Source organism: Vibrio sp. B4-6 (assembly GCF_963888245.1).
In the GTDB taxonomy this organism is placed as follows: domain Bacteria; phylum Pseudomonadota; class Gammaproteobacteria; order Enterobacterales; family Vibrionaceae; genus Vibrio; species Vibrio anguillarum.
On sequence record NZ_CAWPIM010000069.1, the window covers coordinates 1 to 21,010 of the forward strand.

Sequence of the window (21,010 nt, forward strand, 5' to 3'; positions counted from 1 at the left end):
TTCAAGCCTATTTTTAGAATAGGAAAACACCCGGAGGGGTTCCCGAGTGGCCAAAGGGAGCAGACTGTAAATCTGCCGGCTCCGCCTTCGATGGTTCGAATCCGTCCCCCTCCACCATATTTTCTCGTAAGAGAAACCTTGATTGATACGTTGGGAAAACATCATTCAAGCCTATTTTTAGAATAGGAAAACACCCGGAGGGGTTCCCGAGTGGCCAAAGGGAGCAGACTGTAAATCTGCCGGCTCCGCCTTCGATGGTTCGAATCCGTCCCCCTCCACCATATTTTCTCGATTGAGAACGATAAAAAGCCAGCTTTCAAGCTGGCTTTTCCGTTTCTTTACATCATAGCTCTATAAACTGACGTCACTAAGTAGTCTAGTTAACCCTCAATATACTGAAGTAGAGCGGTAACACAGCTTTGTGCATCACTGCAATTGATACTCTCTGGCAGTTCAGTCTGCAATAAAAACCCTTGTTCCAAAGAGTGGCAAGATGAACTTTCACTTAAACAAATCGGAACTCCTTGAGCAGAAAGGGCATTCAATAACAGCAAAGCCGTTTGTATATTTCCCCCAGCATTGGCTGCAAAATGCAGCTCAAACTCAGCTGCGCTATTGAGTGAGGCCAGCGCATGCTCTAATTGAGTGTCCAATTCGGTTAAAGAAACCGAATCTAAATCACTAAAGCTCAGCATGCCTTGGTTCCTATCAGCATACTGCCAAGCAACGACATCAACCTGCTGCATATAGGCTCGCTGCATGCTTTGCGCGGCCGCCTGAATGATCACCTGCATTTGGTCACTGTTGCTTCTTCCACCACTGTCTTTGACTGATAATTCAAAAACATACGTGCCAGCAATCGTAGGATAAAACGCCGTTGCTTTCAGAGAATCTGCATTGATCAAGGTAAGCGATTGAGGCCCAGAAACTTGACGCCAAGACTTCGTTTTAATTTCATATATTGATAACTCAGATTTCGCCGTTCCGCTCAACGTAATACTATTTACTGGCAGTATTAGCATCTGATCAGCACCAGCATTAACCGTAGGCTTAGTCAGCTTATCCGCATCTTTCAAATCATCGGCTTTACATCCCACGATAAGTGCGAGCACACTCAGGATCACGAACAACTGGTTTAACTTAAACATAATATTTTCCTGTGGTTAAGCATTAGAAGAGGTAACTGGTACTGATGGAAAGAAAGGCGACTTCACTACCGTCCAAATACAATGCAGCATCTTGTTGCGCGTAATCCATCATCACATTCGATTGCGTATTGGTTTGGCTGAGCTGGTCATTTAAGCGGACCCCATCGCTGAAGGCTGAGATCCATTCCATCGGTTTAGTGGCACTGGTGGATGAGAAAAATACGCCGCTTAAAAACAGCGCTAATAGTTTGGTATTCATGCTTACTCCTTGTGAGCGGTCTGATTCACCGACCCATTCAAGGTAGCATTCTCAATACAAATAAATCGTCAGCAGTTTATTGACCATTTGTATCCAGTTTGGTCACATTAGGTAAAGAAATCTGTTTCGGCCATTGCAGTTCAAAACATGCGCCCCCTAATGCTGAACCATTTACTTTTACTCTAACCTTGCCTTGATGCCAACGAGTGATCTGTTTGACAATCGCCAGCCCAAGACCATGGCCTTTTTCACTATTACGCTCTTGATTATTCACTTGAGTAAAGGGCTCAAAAATACGTTCAATATCATCTGGCGCAATACCGGGGCCATCGTCTTCGACCACCAAAAAAAGTTGCCCATCAGATTCGTTCAACGAGAGATGGATCTCTTGCTGCGCAAATCGCGCGGCATTACTCAGCAAGTTTTTAACGGCCCGCAATAAAGCTCGATTATCGACAAATATCGTTTGCTGTCGCAACGAATCCAACACGCTGACACGCAATGTGAGTTGCGGGTTTTCAAGCTGGAAATGCTCCGCTTCTGCAACCAAATTGTCGGCAAAGTGGCAATAAGAAAAATGGCGAATATCTGTGATACGGTTATAGCGCGACAAAACAAGTGTCTGGTTAATCAAATGATCGAGATCTTCAATACTGGAGTGAATTACTTGGCGGTATTTTTCTTTCTGGCTTAAGGCAATGTCTTCATCCTCAAGCATTTCAAATGCAAAGCGTAAACGGTAGAGCGGTGTTCGTAAATCATGCGCCACGGCGTTGGTTAAGGTTCTTTGGCTGGCAATCAGCTTTTCGATGTTATTTGCCATATTATTAAAAGAATGACTGAGCTGAGAGACCACGGAAAGCCGAGATGTCGTCGCTCTACGAGATAATACTCCTTGGCCAAATTCATTCGCCGTTTTTACCAGACGTTTCAGATCTCGCCATAAAGGATAAATCCACATAACTAAGGCCACAGAAATGGCTAAAAAAAAGAAACCGCCGATAGCCGTGGTGAGCTTTAATTGGGTTTGGTAGGAAATATTGTCCTCGACGCGTAACCACGTATTCTCATCCACCGCAGCCAATAAGATCATGCTGCCTTGTTGATTGATATAACTGGTCATCTGCTCTTCATCAGCCAACAATTTACTTCGCTCGATGGGTGACAAATCTTGCTCTTGCAATAGACTCAACTCTAAAGGTATTCGGCTATTTTGCTCAGCAATACTGGTTTGCCATTGAGTACGGGGTTGGCTACGGAGATCTTCTACCGCGAGGTATAATGTGCCTCTGGACTGGTTAAGCGCAGCGAGTTCTCTCGGTTCATTGATCGCGAAATAGAGCACTTTGTCACTGTTCAACACTCTTTGCAAAAGTGCCATAGGATCACCATCTTGAAAAATGATCTCGCCTTTTTGCAACGCTTGATAAACTTCTGGGGAGGCGTGGTAACTGTCTAATGCCTCTAATCGAAGTGGGTAACTGAAATGCTTAGCATAGCCGTCAATAATCGTTGTCCACTCAGCTTGAGGTGCTTGACGTAATTTTTCAGATAGAAACGTAAAGTTACTCTGATAGACAGGCTTATAAAATTCTTCAGAGATACTGCGGCTAAGATATGGGATCGGATTAAATTGCGTGGGAATACTGAGTAATAAGATCGGCAGAAACACAGCTACCCAGAGTACCCAAAAAGATCGAATCATGACCACTTCCCTTCCGATACAGCGCAGAGCTGATATCCTTTACCTCGAACCGTTTTTATCAACTTAGGTTCATTAGGATCATCTCCGAGCGCACGCCGCAAGCGTGATATACGACGATCAATTGAGCGATCTAAACCATCATATTCAAAACCACGCACATGCTGAGCGATATCATCTCTCGTGACAATGGTGCCGACATGTTGGGCGAGTAGATACAAAAGCTCAAACTCGCTGGTCGTGAGTTTTATGGGCTGCTGCTCAAGTAATACCGCTCGATGCTGTAAATTCATCCACAAGTTACCTATGCACAATTCGTATTTGTCACTTTGACTTCCTCTTGCTTGCCTCCGAAGTAAAGCTCGAATACGTGACAGCAACAAACGGGGCTTAACCTGCTTAACAACATAGTCATCGGCACCCAATTCCAGCCCCATCACCTGATCAATATCGTCGTCCAACGCCGTTTGCATTAAGATCATACCGTGGTATTGATCTCGGATAGCGCGGCAGACATCCATACCACTTTGCCCTGGTAGCATAATATCCAGAATGACTAAATCAGGTTGCTCATCCAAAATCCGATCAACGGCTTGAATCCCATCCGCAACCGTTGAGACACAAAACTCATAGTGGTTGAGAAAGTCTTTGATCAGTTCCGAGAGTTCTAAATCATCTTCAACGAGAACCACTCGATAAGAGGGGGAGAGAGTACTGTTCATTGTGTTTCACATCCGTTTGCTAAGAACGCAAACTATAGCGGATTGTGTTTCATCTTTGTGTGACTAATTGTGACCAAGCAACAAAGTTGTGGTGTTGTTAAAACATTAAACAAATCATCAACAGCCGAGCCTACTGCGTTGAATCAATAAGAGTACGAAGAAAGTACCATTGGGCCTTGACTCATAAACAGAGTCGATAAAAAAGCCCCGAAAATTCGGGGCTGAAAAATGACTGAACCTATAGGGGTAGGACTCAATCAGGATACTAAATCGAACAAAATTACGCGTGTTTCATACGGACGAAGCACTTGATGCTCCAAAACTTTGAGTGGTTTTATATCTGTATAGTTGCCTAACAGGTATTTTGCTTTCTTAATCGGTAACTCTTTTGGCAGCACGCATTCGGTGTCAACGCCATAATAGTTATTGATACAGATCAGCACCTGTTTCGCGTTGCGTCGCTGGTAGGCAAAAATCTCTTTATGATCGGGTAGTAAATCGGTGTAATCACCATCGGTAATTACACCGATTTTTTTGCGCAGCGCTATCAACTCTTGGTAGAAATAGAACACCGATTGCTCATCAGCTAACGCACATTGCGCATTCAATTCTTGATAGTTTTCGGCAATGTCTAGCCAAGGCTGACCTTGGCTAAAACCGGCAAAGCGCTCTGCATTCCACTGCATTGGCGTGCGAGAATTGTCACGGGATTTTTGTGCAAGAATGGCCATCATGGCTTCATGACTTACCCCTTGCTGGTTCACCATGATGCCGTAAATGTTAGTACTTTCCACATCTCGGTACTGTTCAATAGCGGTGTAGCCGGGATTGGTCATGCCAATTTCTTCACCTTGATAAACATAAGGCGTGCCTTGCATCATATGAATCGATGCGGCCAACATTTTTGCCGACTCAACGCGATAACGTTGATCATCCCCTAAACGGCTCACGATACGAGGTTGATCATGGTTACACCAAAAAAGTGCTCCCCACCCTTTACCATTTAAACCCGTTTGCCAATGGTTGAAAATCTGCTTCAATTGCAAGAAATCAAATGGTGCTTTCGTCCATTTTTCACCGTTCGGATAATCCACTTTTAAATGGTGGAAGTTAAACACCATCGACAGCTCTTTGCCGTCCAAGCGTGAATATTGTTGGCAATGTTCAAGCGTTGTTGAGGACATTTCCCCCACGGTGACACTGCCGTACTGTTGGAAAACCGCTTGGCTGATCTCTTGTAAAAATTCATGCACGCGCGGGCCATCGGTATAAAAACGGCGTCCATCACCTTGGTGATCATCACTGAAATCCTGCGCTTTTGAGATTAAATTGATCACATCGAGACGAAAACCATCCACCCCTTTTTCGGCCCAAAAACGAATCACTTGCTTCACTTCCTCACGAACTTGAGGATTTTCCCAATTTAGATCCGCCTGCTCTTTGGCAAATAGGTGCAGATAATATTGCCCTGTTGCGTCATCTAACGCCCATGCACTACCACCAAACTTTGACTGCCAATTATTTGGAGCCTGACCATTAATCGGGTCTTGCCAAATATAATAGTCACGATACGGACTTGATTTATCAACCAACGCCGACTGAAACCAAGCGTGCTCGGTTGAGGTGTGGTTAACCACAATATCCATAATAATGCGGATACCTCTTTGATGAGCTTGAGCCAGCAGTTCATCAAAATCTTGCATGCTACCGAATTGAGGATTGACACTGTAATAATCCGAAATGTCATAACCGTTATCAACCATCGGAGATGAATAAATGGGTGTCAGCCAAATGGCATCAATTCCCAAGCGGTGCAAGTAATCCAGTTTAGAGATGATCCCTTTGATATCTCCCGTTCCTTTATTGCCGCTATCACAAAAACTTTTGGGATAAATCTGATAGATGGTCGCAGTTTTCCACCACTGACTATCACTCTTGGTTATAACCATATTGACAACTCACTTACCAAAATGAAAATGAGTGGTGAAAACTCACCACTCGAATGAAAGGTTATGCACTTGCTGGCTCTAGCTCGCCTTTAGCTTGAGCTCGTTTGTATAAAAACAGAGTAAGCAGAATTGGGACGGCCATCGCCACCAGCATCGCGATGCCGTAAATACCCCAGTATTGTGGTTGAATCGAAAGAATACCTGGTAAACCACCCACACCGATGCCATTCGCCATCACCCCTGCACTACCACAAATTGCGGCTGCAATAGCACTACCAATCATGGCGCTTAGCATTGGGAACTTGTACTTTAAGTTGACACCATACATCGCTGGCTCTGTTACACCCAAATAAGCCGAAATAGCCGCAGGAACAGAGATGTCTCGCTCACCGTGTTTTTTACTGATAAAGATGATACCGACGACCGCAGACGCTTGAGCAATATTTGACAGTGCAATCAGTGGCCAAATTGGCGTACCACCCATTTCTTGCATCAATTGCAGATCCACCGCGTTAGTGGTGTGGTGAATCCCGGTAATGACCAGTGGCGCATACAAGAAACCGAACACCATTGAACCGATAACCGCAAAATCGCCAGTCATTGCAGCTTTAGCCGCAAACGCGACGCCATCGCCCAATACGCGACCAAATGGACCAATTAAAGCGTGGGCCAAAATAACGGACAATATGATAGAGATAAACGGCACAACAACGAGGTAAAGATAAGAAGGGATGATGCGCTTTAAGTTTGTCTCAATAAACGCCAGAGCAACACCCGCCAACATTGCAGGAATCACCTGAGCTTGATAGCCGACTTTCTCTATCACAAACAAGCCAAAATCCCACACTTCGGGCATCTGCTTACCGATCAGATAAGCATTCATTAATTGAGGCGAAACCAGAGTCACACCCAAAGTAATACCCAGTATCGGTGTTCCACCTAACTTTTTCACCGTTGACCAACAAACACCAACCGGTAGGAAGAAGAAAATAGCCTCGCCAATTAACCATAAGAAAGAATGAACCGTGGCCCAAAATTGGCTAATTTCAACCAAAGTTTTTCCATCGAACATGCGAATGTCGCCAATGACATTACGAAAACCGAGGATTAAACCGCCGGTGATGATCGCTGGCAGCAAAGGAACAAAGATTTCCGCAAGATGCGAAATGCCACGTTCTAAAAAGTTCATGTTTTGGCGAGCGGCTTTCTTCGCTTCATCTTTAGAAACGGCTTCTTTGCCTGAAAGCCCGATTAAGATGGCGTAAACTTCGTCCACCTCAGTACCAATCACAACTTGAAACTGCCCAGCATTGGTAAAACACCCTTTAACCATGCTCAGCTGTTCTAGTCCTTTTTTATCCGCCTTGTCGGTATCATTTAAAACAAAGCGTAAACGAGTCAAACAGTGACTCACACTGGCGATGTTTTCTTTACCACCTACCAGCTCGATAAGACGTATCACGTCTTGCTTCGCTATCTTGGCCATACTTTTGCCCACCCTATATTGGAATACTGTCTGTTTTTCTTTTTAATGGGAACATTCCCATCTACAAGTGCAATATTGACATAAATAATAAAAGGTAAAAATGGGAACAATCCCATTAATTGAATAAGATCACAGACTAATTGTAATTCACTTTAAGAAATAAGGAGTTAGCTTGTTAGCGGTTGTTGAGTGATGTGTGCAGGGTTCATTTCATTATTAAGCTGTAAAATCAATAAATTAGCTGCTTTTTCTCCCGCTTGAGCATAGCCAGGATCAATACTATAAATATTAGGGAAAAGAAAAGAGAGCAGCTCATTACCACCCACACCAGTGACGGCGATATCATCTCGGCCCAATTCTTGGAGACGTTTAATCACGCCAAGTGCCAGAGTGTCACTGGCGCACACGATAGCTTGAGTCTGATCATTCAGCACTTCATCAACCAGTTGGTAAGCACTTTCATGATGCAAACGCCCAGTGCGATAATTGGGAGTGCATCCACTTTGTTTGCACCAATCTAAGTACGAATCTAAACGTAATTTACCTGTCGTTTTATCGCTAGGATCGACCCCAATGTAGGAAATATGAACTCGATTTTTCGCAGTCAAATGAGCAAGCGCGCCTTGAATAACACCATAATTGTCATAGTTAATCGATGAGACTTTATCGGCATCCATCGCAATCACAACCGCTCGCGATGCCCATAGGTTGAGTTGTGTGATATCGAGATCGGTAAAACCAAATACAATTACACCATCCACATTACGCTTATGTAAAACCTCAAGGTGCTCGTTCGTTTTAGTGCGATCAAACTGGCTTTCCATAATCACCACATCGTACCCATTTTGATACAACACCTGTAGCATTCGCCCCACGGCGCGGTTTTCAGACGGTGACTCAAGGCGTGAGATAATCACGCCAATCACTTTCTCACTGCCACCACGCATTAACTGAGCCGATTTCAGTGGCACATACCCAGAATCTTGGATAACGCGTTCCACTTTTGCTCGTGTTTCAGGCTTCACTTTTGGGTCGTTCGTCAATACACGAGAAACCGTCGATTTACCAACACCAGACAGTTTTGCAATATCCAAGATAGTCAGTTTTCTGCTCATGCGAACCTATAGCGTAAATAAAAATGGAAGATAGCATGCGCTTATCTTAAATGAATTATTGAGTGGTACAGCCTTGATAAGTCGTTGATCCCACTTCGAGCAAAGCCTCATCGCCTTTCGTATGTAAAAGCACGGTTTGAGGCTGAGTTTGCTCGCTATCGTCGATCACATACTTTGCGCCAGAGGCGGCTGGAATTTGTATTAATGTATATTCGCGATCGGCAATACGGAGAACGGCTGACTGTTGCTCAATATACGCAACATCAAAATGCTCACCAGAACGGCATTGATAATGCTGGAACAGGTTCTCACTTTCAACGCGCGAATCGTTCGCGTAGTGTGGTGAGCATGCCGCTAAAAAACCAACACTGAATCCAACAAAAAGAAATGATTTATTCATATTGCCTTCCACAAAGGGGGAATTTTTACTGTGCAAGAAAAGCAGGGACATCGCGAATACTATCAAGTACCACGGTGGCGAGTAATTCACCTTGCTCAGTAACGGGTTTACCGGTACGCACCAACACACGAGTACCAACACCTGCGGCTTGTGCAGCCATCATATCTTCAGCTTTATCGCCTATCATCACGGATTTTTCCATATCGATATCAAGAAAATCCCGTGCGGAGATAAACATACCAGGCTTGGGTTTGCGGCAATCACACTCTTCTTTATACTTACCTTCACCGTGCTCTGCATGGTGCGGGCAGTAATAAATACCATCAAACTCGACACCGTGATCGGCAAAATTCCAGTCCATCCATTGCGTTAAAGATAAAAAGCGCTCTTCACTAAATTTCCCACGAGCGATACCTGATTGGTTGGTCACCAAAACCAGCAAATACCCCATGTCTTGAAACTTCTTAGTGGCTTCAAATACACCATCAATAAACTCAAAATCATGCTCATCATGAACATAGCCATGATCAACGTTGATCACGCCATCGCGATCTAAAAACACTGCAGGTTTAGCCAAAATAACTCTCTCATATCACGCCAGATATGATGATTATTACACGCTTTATTTTTTTCATCACTACCTAATTCACTAAAGCGTTTAGACGTCTAGACGTAAAAATATCTATTGACTTAAATCAAGTTAAGCCATAGCATCGTCCAACAAGTGAGAGAGAGTTCAACATTTTATTCTGTTATCCCTGCACAGGTTTTCCGATGATTCAAATTAATCAAGTAAATAAAGTTTTCTATCAAGGCAATAAGGAAATTCATGCTTTGAAAGAGATTAATCTTCACATTAAGCAAGGCACTATTTTTGGTGTAATTGGCTCGTCAGGTGCAGGGAAAAGTACACTGATTCGCTGTGTCAACATGCTAGAAGCTCCAACAACAGGTTCGGTTGTGGTTGATGGCGTTGATTTAACTCAACTGAGCAAATCAGAACTCAGCCAAGCTCGTCGCAACATTGGCATGATCTTTCAACACTTCAATTTGCTTTCATCACGTACGGTATTTGACAACGTTGCTCTGCCACTTGAGCTGGCTGGTGTCGAAAAAAATAGCATTGAAAAGAAAGTGTCAGAGCTGTTGCAACTGGTCGGCCTGACGGATAAGCGCGAAACTTATCCTGCAAATCTGAGTGGTGGTCAAAAGCAACGTGTTGCAATAGCGCGAGCACTCGCCTCTGATCCAAAAGTATTGCTGTGTGACGAAGCAACCAGTGCGCTTGATCCTGCGACAACTCAATCGATTTTAGAGCTATTGAAAGAGATCAACCGCACACTCAATATCACCATTTTGCTAATTACTCACGAAATGGATGTGGTAAAAAGTATTTGCCACGAAGTGGCCATTATTGGCGACGGTGAACTGGTTGAAAAAGGCACAGTTGGCGAGATTTTTGCTCACCCTAAAACCGCCTTGGCTCATCAATTTATTCGCTCAACGCTCGATTTATCAATTCCGGAAGATTACCAAGCTCGCCTGCAAGCCACTCGCGTAAAAGGTAGCTACCCGCTGGTGCGATTAGAGTTTACAGGCGCAACGGTTGATGCTCCCTTGATGACACAAATTGCCCGTAAATTTAATATTGATGTCAGTATATTAAGTTCTGACCTTGATTACGCTGGTGGCGTTAAATTCGGCATGATGGTCGCTGAACTGTTTGGTAATGAGTCGGACGATACGGCCGCTCTTGAATTTCTTCGCGAAAACAACGTAAAAGTAGAGGTACTTGGTTATGTCCTTTAACACCATCACCGCTTGGTTAAACCTGAATGGCGATCTTCTACTGATGGCAACCTGGCAAACACTCTACATGGTCGCTGTCGCGGGCATCGTCGGTTTCGTGGTTGGTATTCCACTGGGGGTTATTTTACATACCACCAAAAAAGGCGGCCTTCTCGAAAACACTCAGCTGAACCGCATTCTTGGTGCCATCGTCAACATTGGTCGCTCTGTGCCATTTTTGGTGCTTATGGTGGCCATTATTCCGGTGACAAAACTGCTTGTCGGTACGTTTATTGGTACCACAGCGGCTATTGTTCCGCTGACGATTGGCGCAATTCCATTTGTCGCTCGTTTAATTGAAAGTGCATTGCTGGAAGTGCCCACTGGTTTGGTCGAAGCTGCGCAGTCAATGGGGGCTACGCCGATCCAAATTATTCGTAAAGTGTTGCTTCCTGAAGCGCTACCAACGATTGTCAACTCAGTCACCATCACTATGGTCACTCTAGTAAGTTACTCTGCCATGGCCGGAACCGTTGGCGGCGGTGGCTTGGGCGATGTTGCTATTCGTTACGGCTTTCATCGCTACGACTTAGGCATCATGACGGTCACCGTGGTGATGTTGATTGTCTTAGTACAAATTATTCAATCGATTGGCGATAAGTTTGTCCGCCGTGTCGACCACCGTTAAATCACAATAAAGTTAAAACACAGATTCGTTTTATAACAAGGAGTTAATCATGAAATTTAGCCTTAAAGCTCTACTTACCCTCGCCGTTAGCGCTTCAGCACTCGTGCTGGCAGGCTGTGGTGAAAAAGCGGTCGACAACAATAAAATCAAAGTGGGTGTCATTGCCGGTGCTGAAGCACAAGTTGCTGAAGTTGCAGCAAAAATTGCAAAAGAAAAATACAACCTAGATGTAGAACTCGTGACGTTTACCGACTATGTTACCCCTAATGCGGCACTGGATGATGGTTCGATTGATATCAATGCATTCCAACACAAGCCATACCTTGATCAACAGATCGCTGACCGCGGTTACAAATTAGCGATTGCAGGTAACACCTTTGTTTACCCGATTGCTGGCTATTCAAAACAAGTGAAATCGGTTGATGAGATTCAAGATGGCTCTCGTATTGCGGTACCTAACGATCCAACCAACCTTGGTCGCTCTTTACTGCTGCTAGAACAGCAAGGCCTTATTACTCTACGTGACGGTGCAGGCCTGCTGGCAACGGTACGTGATGTGGTCGCCAACCCAAAAAACATCACTATTGTTGAGTTAGATGCCGCGCAACTGCCTCGTTCACTTGACGACGTCACGCTCTCTATCATCAACACGACCTACGCCAGCTCAATCAATCTAACGCCTGAAAAAGATGGTGTGTTCGTTGAAGATAAAGAGTCACCTTATGTCAATATCATTGTTTCTCGTGCAGAAAATCTGAATGCTGAAAACGTGACTAACTTTGTTAAAGCCTACCAAACAGAAGAAGTGTACCAAGCCGCTTCGAAAATTTTTGACGGTGGCGCAGTAAAAGGCTGGTAATTAATAAAGCTATTACCTGTGCAAAAAGCCTATAAAAATAGAAAAGCCGATACGCGATGTATCGGCTTTTTCGTATCAACAACACGCACCTGTTTACTTAATATGATCCCAAGACATATTGGACACAATACGGCACGGGTCGCACTTAAAATGGAAAATGTCGTGCAGCGGTTCATCGAGTAGCCACTCTCCCCCACATGTCGGGCATTTTCTGGCTTGTTCGTCCGCTAGGCTCTGGCCGCCAACTCGATACAGATAGTAATAAGTAGGGATGTGAGTCAAAAACTCAATTCGTCCTCGTAAATCCCATCCTCGAATAAACAGCACACTGTCCACATCGCAAATCTCGTGCAGTGCAGCGTGTTCTGCTCGGCAACCACCCGCCATCTGAAGTTCATCACACGCCTGCCACTCCGTTTGCCATTTGATCACTGCTTTATGATCGCCATTTAAGGTCGCAGAATTACGATATAAAGGGATCGGCAGTAATGTGTCACCACTGCGCAGCGGAGAACAAGTGTGTACATAAGTGGTGTAAAGTATCTGCCAGCTAGGCAAAACATCATCAGCGGCTTGCTCGGAATTAAGATCGCGCCCCAACAAACGGGCTTTCGGAGCCAGCAAGCTAGCCTCCGTCAAGCGATTCAGGCACACCCTAACAAAATCAGAATGATACTTAGGGTGCAAGCTTTCTTGCTCTGGGCAAACCACCCGCACAAAGAACTCGCCCTCTCCCATCACGATGGGGAATTCACGCCCAAGCACTTGACCGTTATAGCGTAAAGCATCCATTAGGCCATTAATCGCTTTATCTACCGCCGAGATAGTCGTGTTATCAAAACACTCAAACTGCAATTCAACCACGTACATCGTTACACCACAGGTTCTAAATTAGCGAAAAACTCGGCCACACTTTCGGCCAGCACGTCGCGTTTATCGGTACCTAAACGTTCTAAAATCACATGTCCAGAAAGGTTACAGATCGAAATTACATCCATCTCCGCATCGGTTGCACCAATAAACACGGTTGGTTTGAGTTTTAGTCGGCGCTGAGTCACCAAATGACCGAGGATATTTTCCTGCAAACGAACAAAATCATCCTCACTCCACACTTGCAATAGAGCGAGCTCGTTGCCTTGCCACTTAGCTGGCATGTCCGCACAAAACTGTACGCCATAAAAGGCTTTAATATCAGAATGTAGAGTCAATTCAATCGCTGCTTCTACGTTAGAAAAATCAGCTGCAACAGATCTGACGACGGGCTTCCACAGCACACTGTCTTGGTCGTTCATCACTGCGCAAGGGGAATCCAACTCAGCCAACTCATCATTACGAGGAGACTCGCCATGCTTTGTTTGGTAAGCGTCAAGATAACGTTGAGTAAATGAAAGTAAGGCTTGCTCGGCAGTTTGTGCCATGAAGTGCTCCAAAATTGATGAGTCGCTGCCTTGTGTGATGACAGCAACCCTAGGATTGCGTAAAATTCTGCTTATTCTAATCGAATTGACGTGAAAGTATGAGCAAATATTCCGATGCCAAAGCGCTGGCAGGGTTAACCCTTGGCAAAAAAACCGACTACGCCAAACAATACGATCCAAGCTTACTGCAACCTGTCCCTCGTAGCTTAAACCGTGATGATCTGCATTTGGGGGATAGCTTACCGTTTAAAGGCTGTGACATTTGGACTTTGTACGAGCTCTCTTGGCTCAATGAAAAAGGGTTACCACAAGTGGCAATTGGCGAAGTTTCTATCCCTGCGACAAGTGCCAGCTTGATTGAATCTAAATCCTTTAAGCTCTACCTCAATAGCTATAACCAAAGCAAAGTAGCCAGTTGGGATGAAGTAACGCAGCGCTTAACCAACGATTTATCGGCCTGTGCCGGCGCGCCAGTTAGTGTCACTCTCAACCCGGTGACCGATTACACTGGCCAAGCGATTGTAACTATGCAGGGTGAATGCATTGATGGACAAGATATTGAGATTGAAAGTTACCAATTTGATGCCAGCTTACTAAAAAGTGCCGAGCGTGGTGAGCAAGTCAATGAAACACTGCACAGCCATTTACTGAAATCGAACTGTTTAATCACCAATCAACCCGACTGGGGCAGCGTCGAAATTCATTATCAAGGTCAACAAATTGATCGAGAAGCACTGTTACGTTATCTCGTCTCATTTCGTGAACATAATGAGTTCCACGAACAGTGTGTAGAGCGCATCTTCACCGACATTATGCAATACTGCCAACCGACACAGTTAACGGTATACGCTCGATACACTCGCCGCGGCGGTTTGGATATCAACCCATTTCGCTCAACCGAACAAGAACGGCCAACACATAACCAACGTATGGCCCGTCAATAAGGATTAGCATTAGGATGATCAACGTGCGCTGGACACTTTTGCTCAGTTTAACTCTGGCTCTGTTTTCACTGGCTTCACAAGCCACTATCTACTCGTCGCCAATGTTAAATGAAGCCAATGGGTTAATTGATATCTCACCGAATCAAGCCAAAACCCTAGCCACTGAGTATCTGACTCAGCGCAAGTTGGCCGAAAAATCAGAAAAATCATCATCAGTGATGGCGCGCGATGAAAGCGACAGTCGGATTCGAACACCGGGCAGCAGCGTTGATGCGTTAAAGATTTTAGCCAAAGCAGAGTTCCAGTTGCACAATATGGATGCCGCACTGGCCGCGTTAAAACTTGCTGAAGAGCTCACGCAACACTATCAATTGCCTTATTTAGCCACGGATGTACAAATACTCAAAACTCGTCTAATTTGGCTCAATAATAATGATGCAAGCGCCGCTCGGCAGGCGCTACGCGCGATCAGCATTCAATATGATGCCATCAAAAATGCGGATCAAGTGGCAAAAGGTCTCGATTATAAAATTACCCTGCTCAAAGCAGAAATTGCCTCAAAAGCCAATGATATCGAATTGGCCAATAAGCTTTTTGCTGACCTAAAGCCTTACATTGATTCGATCTCCTCACCGAAAACAGTGATTGAATATCAGATTGTTATTGGTCAACATTTTCTCACTCATGGCTTTTACAATCGCGCTTTATCTGAGTTGCTAGTTGCCTATTGGGGCGCGATTGAAAACAACTCAAGCGCCCTACTCGCTAAAACTAATACCTTACTGGCTCAGCTTTTTTTTGAAAGAAAAGTGCTCGATAAGGCTTTAGAGCATTTGTCTCAAGCCGCCGATTTTTATGACGGCTATAACAAGTCGCCAGCCTTGGCTGATGTATTGCAACGTATGGGCGATGTCTATTACCAGCAAGGTAAATACAATCTAGCGCTCGTTCACTACTTCAACGTGATCGATCACGAAACGAGCCGCAATGATCTGGAAAAAGTCATTGAAGTGCGTATTAGTTTGGCGGCGACCTACCTTAGTCTCTATAACTACCCATTAACTGACCAGTATCTCACTCGCGCTGAAGACTTGCTTGAGCTGAAAGATTATCCTCGTTTAAAGGCACAGGCTTACTTACTGCATTCAGGATTGGCCTTTCACCAAAAACAAGCCGATGTGGTCATCAGCAACGCTCAACACGCCTTAAGCGTTGCTAAAACGATGCAAGATGAAGAGATTGAAGAGCATGCCTATCGGTTACTGGCCTTGGGTTATGAGCAAAACGGTCAGTACGCACAGGCCTTAGAGAACATAAAACGCAGCAATGCACTATCGCAAATACGCCAAGAAAAACTCAACCAAATCAGTGAAGATGCTTTTCGTCAGCAAAAAGAGTTTGTAGAACAAACCTTACATCTGGTCGGGCAAGAAAAAGCGCTGCTCAAAACTCAAGAAGAGTATAATAAGTTCAAAAAGATCGCCTTTATTCTGTTTATCATCTCCATTATTTTATTTTTACTGCTACTGCGTAGAGGCTACCTTATCCAGTTGCAAAATGAAGAAATCGATGAACTCAACAGCACGCTCTTTACCCATTCTCGCTCTCGCTTGCGTAACTTGCGCATGCTCAATGCTAAGCTTCCTTCAGCGATGCAAAAAAGCAGCCGTCATTTTGAGCCGTGGTATATTGGTGAACTCATCCACGAGCCACTGAGTGATCGCCTCCGCTTTGTGATGATTGATATTCCCTTTCTGCGCAACATGTACTTAGAACATGGCTATTCAGCTGGCTTAGAATTGGAGCATCAATTTGGTCAGTTTTTAAAATCGAAAATCAAAGAACCGAATCGGATTTATCACTTTTCAGATTCCAATCTGCTCTATATCGAACCGAATGCCGATCGCAATACACTGCCTGAAATCGCATTCGATCAAATTCAGCAATGGATAGATGAATTTCAACCTGAACGTCGCTTAAACCGTACAATACGGATGGGCATCGCCGACTACCCGTTTTTGCCAAGAGCTTATATGGCGATTAATGATAAAGAGCTGCTCGATATTCTGCTGATGGCAACTAACACAGCTCGTGAGCTAAGTATGAGAGAAGGAGCAAGCCATTGGGTCTACTTAAAAGCGATTGATAACGCTCCAGCCGCTAGTTTTGCCTCCAACAATATTCGCAAATCATGCAAGCACGCCATCAATCAAGGGTTGATAAAAGTACATTCTTCTTATAAGAATGAGGAGAGCATCAAAAAACTCCTAAAAGATGGGTAATTACTCGGCATTCAATGTGTTAAAGCAGTGACGTGGGCAATTAATTTGTTATTATCGATAAATCAATTAATAGGATCCTAACGATCCTCGCAGTTTAGTTTAGTTGTACATGGGCGCTCTCGAACAGGATATTCAAACACAGTTACAGCAGCTGAAAACTCAGTTGGAACAGGTTCGTTTGACACACAGGGACACTTCGTTCAAATTTAAACGAGAACATACTGTCCTAAAACGGATCGTCACATCATTAAGCTTGGCGTGTCAGGGCAATGATCATCAGCTAAATATTAATTTATCGGATCTTCGTGAAGCTCTAGAGCAACAAAAAGACGTAAGCACGCTCATACCTCGCTTAGCCGTATTGGAGCGCATGTTGAAGCAACAAACTTTGGTTATGGAAAAAGAAAACTCTCATTTGGACTCTCAAATCAAACATTGTGGGGAAACATTACTTCGCGTTGCTGGCCTACCCGCCAAACTTAAGCGTGATTTGCGTGATCTGCTCAGTTTTTCAGAAGCTCAGCCTAAAGCTGAACAAGCGATTCAACTGCTTGGGATTTATGAACGTGCAATCAAAATAATAACAGCGAACCCGAATACGGCCATCAGCGATCTGCATGTCGCGGATAGAGAGCTATTAACCAAGCTATCCGATGAACTGCAACACCTGATCACTGAATTGGATTTTGAAGGTGAATCAGGGGAACTACTGGTAGATATTCGTGCCAAGCTGTTGATTGGTGTATCGACATCAACGCTCTTAGAGTTGACGTTAGAGATTCTAAAACTGGTGATTGATGGCACCAACAGTGAGCGCAAAACATCTGAGAAATTTTTAGAACAGGTCAACTCATCACTCACAAAACACATTAAAAGTAGCACTCACAACGCAGACCAAAGCCAGAGTTACTTTGAACATCGCCAAGAGATGAATGCTGAACTCGCCGCTTTGATTACCCAAAGCCAAACCCTAATCAAAGATTCTGTGGCGATTGACGATCTTAAGCTCTCCGTTTCACCTATATTATGCGAAATGGCGTCACTTTCTGAACGCTTAAGTCATGCAGAGCAACGCGAGCAGGCACTGATTGAACGCTTAAATTATGGCAAAAATCAAATGGAAGCTCTGTTTGAGCTCACCCAAGATTATCGCCGTCGATTGGAAGATCAGTCTCAGCGCTTGCTGCTTGATCCACTGACAAAAGTCTATAATCGCACGGCCTTTAATGACCACCTTGAGCTGGAATATCGGCGCTGGATAAGAGCTCAACATACTTTCCGAATCGTAATCTTTGATATTGATAAGTTCAAAACTATCAACGATAGCTTTGGCTATACGGCAGGTGATAAAGCCCTTAAAATTATTGCCCGCACCATATCCAAAGAAGCATCCGATACAGATACCGTGGCACGTTTCTCTGGTGAAGAATTTATTATTTTACTTCCCGATCAAGAAGATAATCACTGTTTCAAGGTGGTAAAAAACATTCAACGTCATGTATCGAGGCTCCCTTTCAAGTTCAGAGACAAGAGTATTACGATTACACTTTCAGCCGCGAGTACCTGTTTTAAAGACTCCGATACGCCAGAGGAAGTACTTGAACGTTTACGCCGCTCGTTACTAGAAGCCAAGAGTTTCGGCCCTAACCAAGTGGTTTGGAAATAAACACAAGTCCAGATCGGATGTAGACAAAAGAAACCCATTCAAATCGCGGCCTTAACTGGTCGCTATTTGAACAAAACCAAACTAAAGCGTGCTTAACATCACACTCTGCTTGCATAAACATTTCCTAACAATCGAGAAAAGAACTAGATTGATACTGTAATTTCAATCAGTTATGTCGTCCTATCGCACATCCGTCACTAAACGAACCATGACCTATACTCCATACTAAGCGGGTATATATAAAAACCAACTTTAGTCGTAGCGTGGACATTTTCCTTACTTCTCAACTAAGGAGGCCAGTATGATTACTCATATCAGCCCTACAGGCAGCATGGATCTGCTTTCTCAACTTGAAGTTGAGCGTCTAAAAAAGACCGCGTCGAGCGATCTATATCAACTGTATCGCAACTGCACTTTGGCGGTACTTAACTCTGGTAGCCATACGGATAACTCAAAAGAACTTCTTGAAAAATATAAATCTTTTGATGTCACTGTCATGCGCCGTGAACGCGGTATCAAGCTAGAGCTGACGAATCCACCAGAACATGCCTTTGTTGATGGGCAGATCATTAAAGGAATTCAAGAACATCTGTTTTCGGTCCTGCGCGATATCGTTTATGTCAACATGCATCTGGCGGATAATCAGCGCCTAAATCTTACCAATGCCATTCACATCACCAACTTAGTGTTTGGTATTTTGCGTAATGCCAGTGCCTTGGTTCCCGGTCTTGAACCTAACTTAGTGGTTTGTTGGGGTGGACACTCTATCAACCCTACTGAGTACCAATATACGCGGGAAGTGGGCCATGAACTGGGCTTGCGTGAACTGAACATTTGTACAGGCTGCGGACCAGGCGCTATGGAAGGGCCAATGAAAGGAGCCGCTATTGGACACGCTAAACAGCGCTATACCGCACAACGCTATCTTGGCTTAACCGAACCGTCGATCATTGCCGCCGAGCCACCAAATCCGATTGTGAACGAATTGGTGATTATGCCGGATATTGAAAAACGCCTAGAAGCTTTTGTGCGAATGGCGCACGGCATCATTATTTTCCCCGGTGGAGCAGGAACAGCGGAAGAACTGCTGTACATTTTGGGTATCATGATGCACCCAGATAACGCAAGCCAACCAATGCCAATTGTACTGACTGGTCCAAAAGAGAGCGAAGCCTACTTCCGTTCAATCGACACATTCATTGCCGAAACATTAGGTGAAAAAGCACGCCAACATTATCAAATCGTCATTGATGATCCAGAAAAAGCGGCGCGTATCATGAGCCAAGCGATGCCGCTGGTTCGTCAGCATCGTAAAGATAGTGGTGATGCTTATAGTTTCAACTGGTCCCTCAAAATCGAGCCTGAGTTCCAACTGCCTTTTGAACCGACTCACGACAGTATGGCCAACTTGGATTTACACCTAAACCAAAAACCAGAAGTACTCGCTGCTAACTTGCGTCGCGCCTTCTCTGGCATTGTCGCTGGTAATGTGAAAGCGGAAGGCATTCGAGAAATTGAACGTCACGGCCCATTCATCATCGATGGCGATGCCCAATTAATGAAAAAAATGGATTTATTACTAAAAGACTTCGTTGCACAACACCGAATGAAGCTACCCGGTGGAAGTGCTTATGAACCTTGCTATAAAATTGCAACCAATAATCACAATCATTAAAGGCTAAGCTGACTTATGCCATGATGAGTGGCAATCTTAAGTGAGATCATTACAATAAGGGCTTATTAAGCCCTTATTTTTTGGTCGTTATGTCTTTACACCTTGTCATCATTGATGCTTTGAATTTGATCCGTCGGGTGCACTCCGCACAACCCGATCCTAACGATATGGCAAGAACCATAGAGACAACCTCGCGCACCTTGCACCGTATCATCAATGAAGCTCAACCGACCCACATCATCGCCGTGTTTGATCATCACTTACAAGACCGGGGCTGGAGAGCACAACTTCTACCGACTTATAAGCAGAACCGGAAGCCGATGCCAGAAGCACTGCAACTTGGCTTAGACGCCATTCAGCAAGCATGGTGGGAATTAGGGATTGATTCACTGCTCTCGGAAGGTGATGAAGCCGATGATTTGGTGGCCACCTTAGCCACGAAAGTGGCAAGCCACGGTGAAAAAGTAACGATCATTTCAACCGATAAAGGCTACTGCCAACTGCTCTCTCCCACTTTACAAATTCGTGACTACTTTCAACATCGTTGGTTAGATCAACCCTTTATTGAACAGGAATTTGGCGTAAAGCCGAGCCAATTAACCGATTTTTGGGGATTAACGGGCATCAGTTCAAGCCAAGTTCCCGGCATTGCCGGCATTGGTCCAAAAGCAGCAAAAGAGATATTAACACAATTTCCCGACATAGAAGCGGCCTACGCCAGTGCTGATTTGGCCAAGAAATACCGTAAAAAATTTGATGAGCAGATCGATATGGCGCGAGTCTGCAAACACATTGCCACACTAAAGACCGATATAGAGCTCGGTTTTAACTTGCAAGACATTCGCTTTTCAGCGCAAGTATCCCATCCAGAATAGCAAAACGCTCCTAGAAAGGAGCGTTAAATTAACC

The 21,010-nt window shown here is 44.5% G+C and carries 19 protein-coding genes and 2 tRNA genes; 10 read left to right on the top strand and 11 right to left on the bottom strand.

The window, feature by feature from the left end:
* Positions 1–32: 32 nt before the first annotated feature.
* Both AACV20_RS16870 and AACV20_RS16875 read left to right on the top strand, forming a co-directional pair.
* Positions 33–117, top strand: a tRNA-Tyr gene (locus AACV20_RS16870).
* A gap of 79 nt (positions 118–196) precedes the next feature.
* A tRNA-Tyr gene (locus AACV20_RS16875) sits at positions 197–281 on the top strand.
* Between the two features lie 99 nt (positions 282–380).
* On the opposite strand, the gene AACV20_RS16880 is transcribed toward AACV20_RS16875, so the two are convergent.
* From AACV20_RS16880 to gmhB, 9 genes are all read right to left on the bottom strand, one after another.
* Positions 381–1,148: a PKD domain-containing protein gene (locus tag AACV20_RS16880; protein ID WP_170907678.1), complete on the bottom strand. Its 768-nt coding sequence runs from the start codon at positions 1,146–1,148 to the stop codon at positions 381–383.
* A gap of 22 nt (positions 1,149–1,170) precedes the next feature.
* Positions 1,171–1,407, bottom strand: a complete 237-nt coding sequence (locus AACV20_RS16885) for a hypothetical protein (RefSeq protein WP_017047988.1) — start codon at positions 1,405–1,407, stop codon at positions 1,171–1,173.
* Between the two features lie 76 nt (positions 1,408–1,483).
* Positions 1,484–3,118 carry an ATP-binding protein gene (locus AACV20_RS16890; protein WP_170907679.1) on the bottom strand — a complete coding sequence of 545 codons (1,635 nt, stop codon included), beginning with the start codon at positions 3,116–3,118 and terminating at the stop codon, positions 1,484–1,486.
* Positions 3,109–3,831, bottom strand: a complete 723-nt coding sequence (locus AACV20_RS16895; RefSeq protein WP_094164532.1) for a winged helix-turn-helix domain-containing protein — start codon at positions 3,829–3,831, stop codon at positions 3,109–3,111. The genes AACV20_RS16890 and AACV20_RS16895 overlap by 10 nt, the downstream gene beginning before the upstream one ends.
* Before the next feature lie 257 nt (positions 3,832–4,088).
* On the bottom strand, positions 4,089–5,780 hold the full coding sequence (gene treC / locus AACV20_RS16900; RefSeq protein WP_170907680.1) for an alpha,alpha-phosphotrehalase: 1,692 nt from the start codon (positions 5,778–5,780) through the stop codon (positions 4,089–4,091).
* A gap of 61 nt (positions 5,781–5,841) precedes the next feature.
* Entirely contained in the window at positions 5,842–7,266 is a 1,425-nt protein-coding gene (gene treB / locus AACV20_RS16905; protein ID WP_026027679.1) for a PTS trehalose transporter subunit IIBC, read from the bottom strand.
* A 167-nt stretch (positions 7,267–7,433) separates the two neighbouring features.
* The gene (treR, locus tag AACV20_RS16910) at positions 7,434–8,381 is read right to left on the bottom strand and encodes a trehalose operon repressor TreR (protein ID WP_088732013.1); all 948 of its coding nucleotides are present in this window, start codon (positions 8,379–8,381) and stop codon (positions 7,434–7,436) included.
* 55 nt (positions 8,382–8,436) lie between these two features.
* Positions 8,437–8,781: an MliC family protein gene (locus tag AACV20_RS16915; RefSeq protein WP_017044208.1), complete on the bottom strand. Its 345-nt coding sequence runs from the start codon at positions 8,779–8,781 to the stop codon at positions 8,437–8,439.
* 25 nt (positions 8,782–8,806) lie between these two features.
* A complete protein-coding gene (gmhB, locus tag AACV20_RS16920; protein ID WP_017044207.1) occupies positions 8,807–9,358 on the bottom strand; it encodes a D-glycero-beta-D-manno-heptose 1,7-bisphosphate 7-phosphatase in 552 nt (183 codons plus the stop codon).
* A gap of 197 nt (positions 9,359–9,555) precedes the next feature.
* Here gmhB and metN point away from each other — a divergent pair, with 197 nt between their 5' ends.
* Genes metN through AACV20_RS16935 form a run of 3 tightly spaced genes read left to right on the top strand, consistent with a single transcriptional unit; the run spans position 9,556 to position 12,116 of the window.
* Positions 9,556–10,590 carry a methionine ABC transporter ATP-binding protein MetN gene (metN, locus tag AACV20_RS16925; RefSeq protein ID WP_013857383.1) on the top strand — a complete coding sequence of 345 codons (1,035 nt, stop codon included), beginning with the start codon at positions 9,556–9,558 and terminating at the stop codon, positions 10,588–10,590.
* The gene (locus AACV20_RS16930) at positions 10,580–11,257 is read left to right on the top strand and encodes a methionine ABC transporter permease (protein ID WP_017044205.1); all 678 of its coding nucleotides are present in this window, start codon (positions 10,580–10,582) and stop codon (positions 11,255–11,257) included. The genes metN and AACV20_RS16930 overlap by 11 nt, the downstream gene beginning before the upstream one ends.
* Before the next feature lie 49 nt (positions 11,258–11,306).
* Positions 11,307–12,116: a MetQ/NlpA family lipoprotein gene (locus AACV20_RS16935; RefSeq protein ID WP_013857385.1), complete on the top strand. Its 810-nt coding sequence runs from the start codon at positions 11,307–11,309 to the stop codon at positions 12,114–12,116.
* A gap of 93 nt (positions 12,117–12,209) precedes the next feature.
* On the opposite strand, the gene AACV20_RS16940 is transcribed toward AACV20_RS16935, so the two are convergent.
* Together AACV20_RS16940 and syd are read right to left on the bottom strand one after the other, a co-directional pair.
* On the bottom strand, positions 12,210–12,986 hold the full coding sequence (locus AACV20_RS16940; RefSeq protein ID WP_170907681.1) for a Zn-ribbon-containing protein: 777 nt from the start codon (positions 12,984–12,986) through the stop codon (positions 12,210–12,212).
* A gap of 2 nt (positions 12,987–12,988) precedes the next feature.
* The gene (gene syd / locus AACV20_RS16945) at positions 12,989–13,534 is read right to left on the bottom strand and encodes a SecY-interacting protein (protein ID WP_047688882.1); all 546 of its coding nucleotides are present in this window, start codon (positions 13,532–13,534) and stop codon (positions 12,989–12,991) included.
* 98 nt (positions 13,535–13,632) lie between these two features.
* Here syd and queF point away from each other — a divergent pair, with 98 nt between their 5' ends.
* The 5 genes from queF (at position 13,633) to xni (ending at position 20,976) form a co-directional block, all read left to right on the top strand.
* The gene (queF, locus tag AACV20_RS16950; RefSeq protein ID WP_170907682.1) at positions 13,633–14,478 is read left to right on the top strand and encodes an NADPH-dependent 7-cyano-7-deazaguanine reductase QueF; all 846 of its coding nucleotides are present in this window, start codon (positions 13,633–13,635) and stop codon (positions 14,476–14,478) included.
* 14 nt (positions 14,479–14,492) lie between these two features.
* Positions 14,493–16,760 (top strand): tetratricopeptide repeat protein, encoded by a 2,268-nt coding sequence (locus AACV20_RS16955; protein WP_170899441.1) that lies wholly within the window; start codon positions 14,493–14,495, stop codon positions 16,758–16,760.
* 109 nt (positions 16,761–16,869) lie between these two features.
* A complete protein-coding gene (locus AACV20_RS16960) occupies positions 16,870–18,426 on the top strand; it encodes a GGDEF domain-containing protein (protein WP_170907683.1) in 1,557 nt (518 codons plus the stop codon).
* 301 nt (positions 18,427–18,727) lie between these two features.
* Entirely contained in the window at positions 18,728–20,101 is a 1,374-nt protein-coding gene (gene ppnN / locus AACV20_RS16965) for a nucleotide 5'-monophosphate nucleosidase PpnN (protein ID WP_017045573.1), read from the top strand.
* Positions 20,102–20,190: 89 nt separating this feature from the next.
* Entirely contained in the window at positions 20,191–20,976 is a 786-nt protein-coding gene (gene xni / locus AACV20_RS16970) for a flap endonuclease Xni (RefSeq protein WP_026028115.1), read from the top strand.
* Positions 20,977–21,010: the final 34 nt, after the last annotated feature.

What these genes read in the sequence shown, in the direction of transcription:
- AACV20_RS16880 (WP_170907678.1), bottom strand. Translation starts at nt 1,148, where the DNA reads ATGTTTAAGTTAAACCAGTTGTTCGTGATCCTGAGTGTGCTCGCACTT.
- AACV20_RS16885 (WP_017047988.1), bottom strand. Translation starts at nt 1,407, where the DNA reads ATGAATACCAAACTATTAGCGCTGTTTTTAAGCGGCGTATTTTTCTCA.
- AACV20_RS16895 (WP_094164532.1), bottom strand. Translation starts at nt 3,831, where the DNA reads ATGAACAGTACTCTCTCCCCCTCTTATCGAGTGGTTCTCGTTGAAGAT.
- treC (WP_170907680.1), bottom strand. Translation starts at nt 5,780, where the DNA reads ATGGTTATAACCAAGAGTGATAGTCAGTGGTGGAAAACTGCGACCATC.
- treB (WP_026027679.1), bottom strand. Translation starts at nt 7,266, where the DNA reads ATGGCCAAGATAGCGAAGCAAGACGTGATACGTCTTATCGAGCTGGTA.
- treR (WP_088732013.1), bottom strand. Translation starts at nt 8,381, where the DNA reads ATGAGCAGAAAACTGACTATCTTGGATATTGCAAAACTGTCTGGTGTT.
- AACV20_RS16915 (WP_017044208.1), bottom strand. Translation starts at nt 8,781, where the DNA reads ATGAATAAATCATTTCTTTTTGTTGGATTCAGTGTTGGTTTTTTAGCG.
- metN (WP_013857383.1), top strand. Translation starts at nt 9,556, where the DNA reads ATGATTCAAATTAATCAAGTAAATAAAGTTTTCTATCAAGGCAATAAG.
- AACV20_RS16930 (WP_017044205.1), top strand. Translation starts at nt 10,580, where the DNA reads ATGTCCTTTAACACCATCACCGCTTGGTTAAACCTGAATGGCGATCTT.
- AACV20_RS16935 (WP_013857385.1), top strand. Translation starts at nt 11,307, where the DNA reads ATGAAATTTAGCCTTAAAGCTCTACTTACCCTCGCCGTTAGCGCTTCA.
- AACV20_RS16940 (WP_170907681.1), bottom strand. Translation starts at nt 12,986, where the DNA reads ATGTACGTGGTTGAATTGCAGTTTGAGTGTTTTGATAACACGACTATC.
- syd (WP_047688882.1), bottom strand. Translation starts at nt 13,534, where the DNA reads ATGGCACAAACTGCCGAGCAAGCCTTACTTTCATTTACTCAACGTTAT.
- queF (WP_170907682.1), top strand. Translation starts at nt 13,633, where the DNA reads ATGAGCAAATATTCCGATGCCAAAGCGCTGGCAGGGTTAACCCTTGGC.
- AACV20_RS16955 (WP_170899441.1), top strand. Translation starts at nt 14,493, where the DNA reads ATGATCAACGTGCGCTGGACACTTTTGCTCAGTTTAACTCTGGCTCTG.
- AACV20_RS16960 (WP_170907683.1), top strand. Translation starts at nt 16,870, where the DNA reads ATGGGCGCTCTCGAACAGGATATTCAAACACAGTTACAGCAGCTGAAA.
- ppnN (WP_017045573.1), top strand. Translation starts at nt 18,728, where the DNA reads ATGATTACTCATATCAGCCCTACAGGCAGCATGGATCTGCTTTCTCAA.
- xni (WP_026028115.1), top strand. Translation starts at nt 20,191, where the DNA reads ATGTCTTTACACCTTGTCATCATTGATGCTTTGAATTTGATCCGTCGG.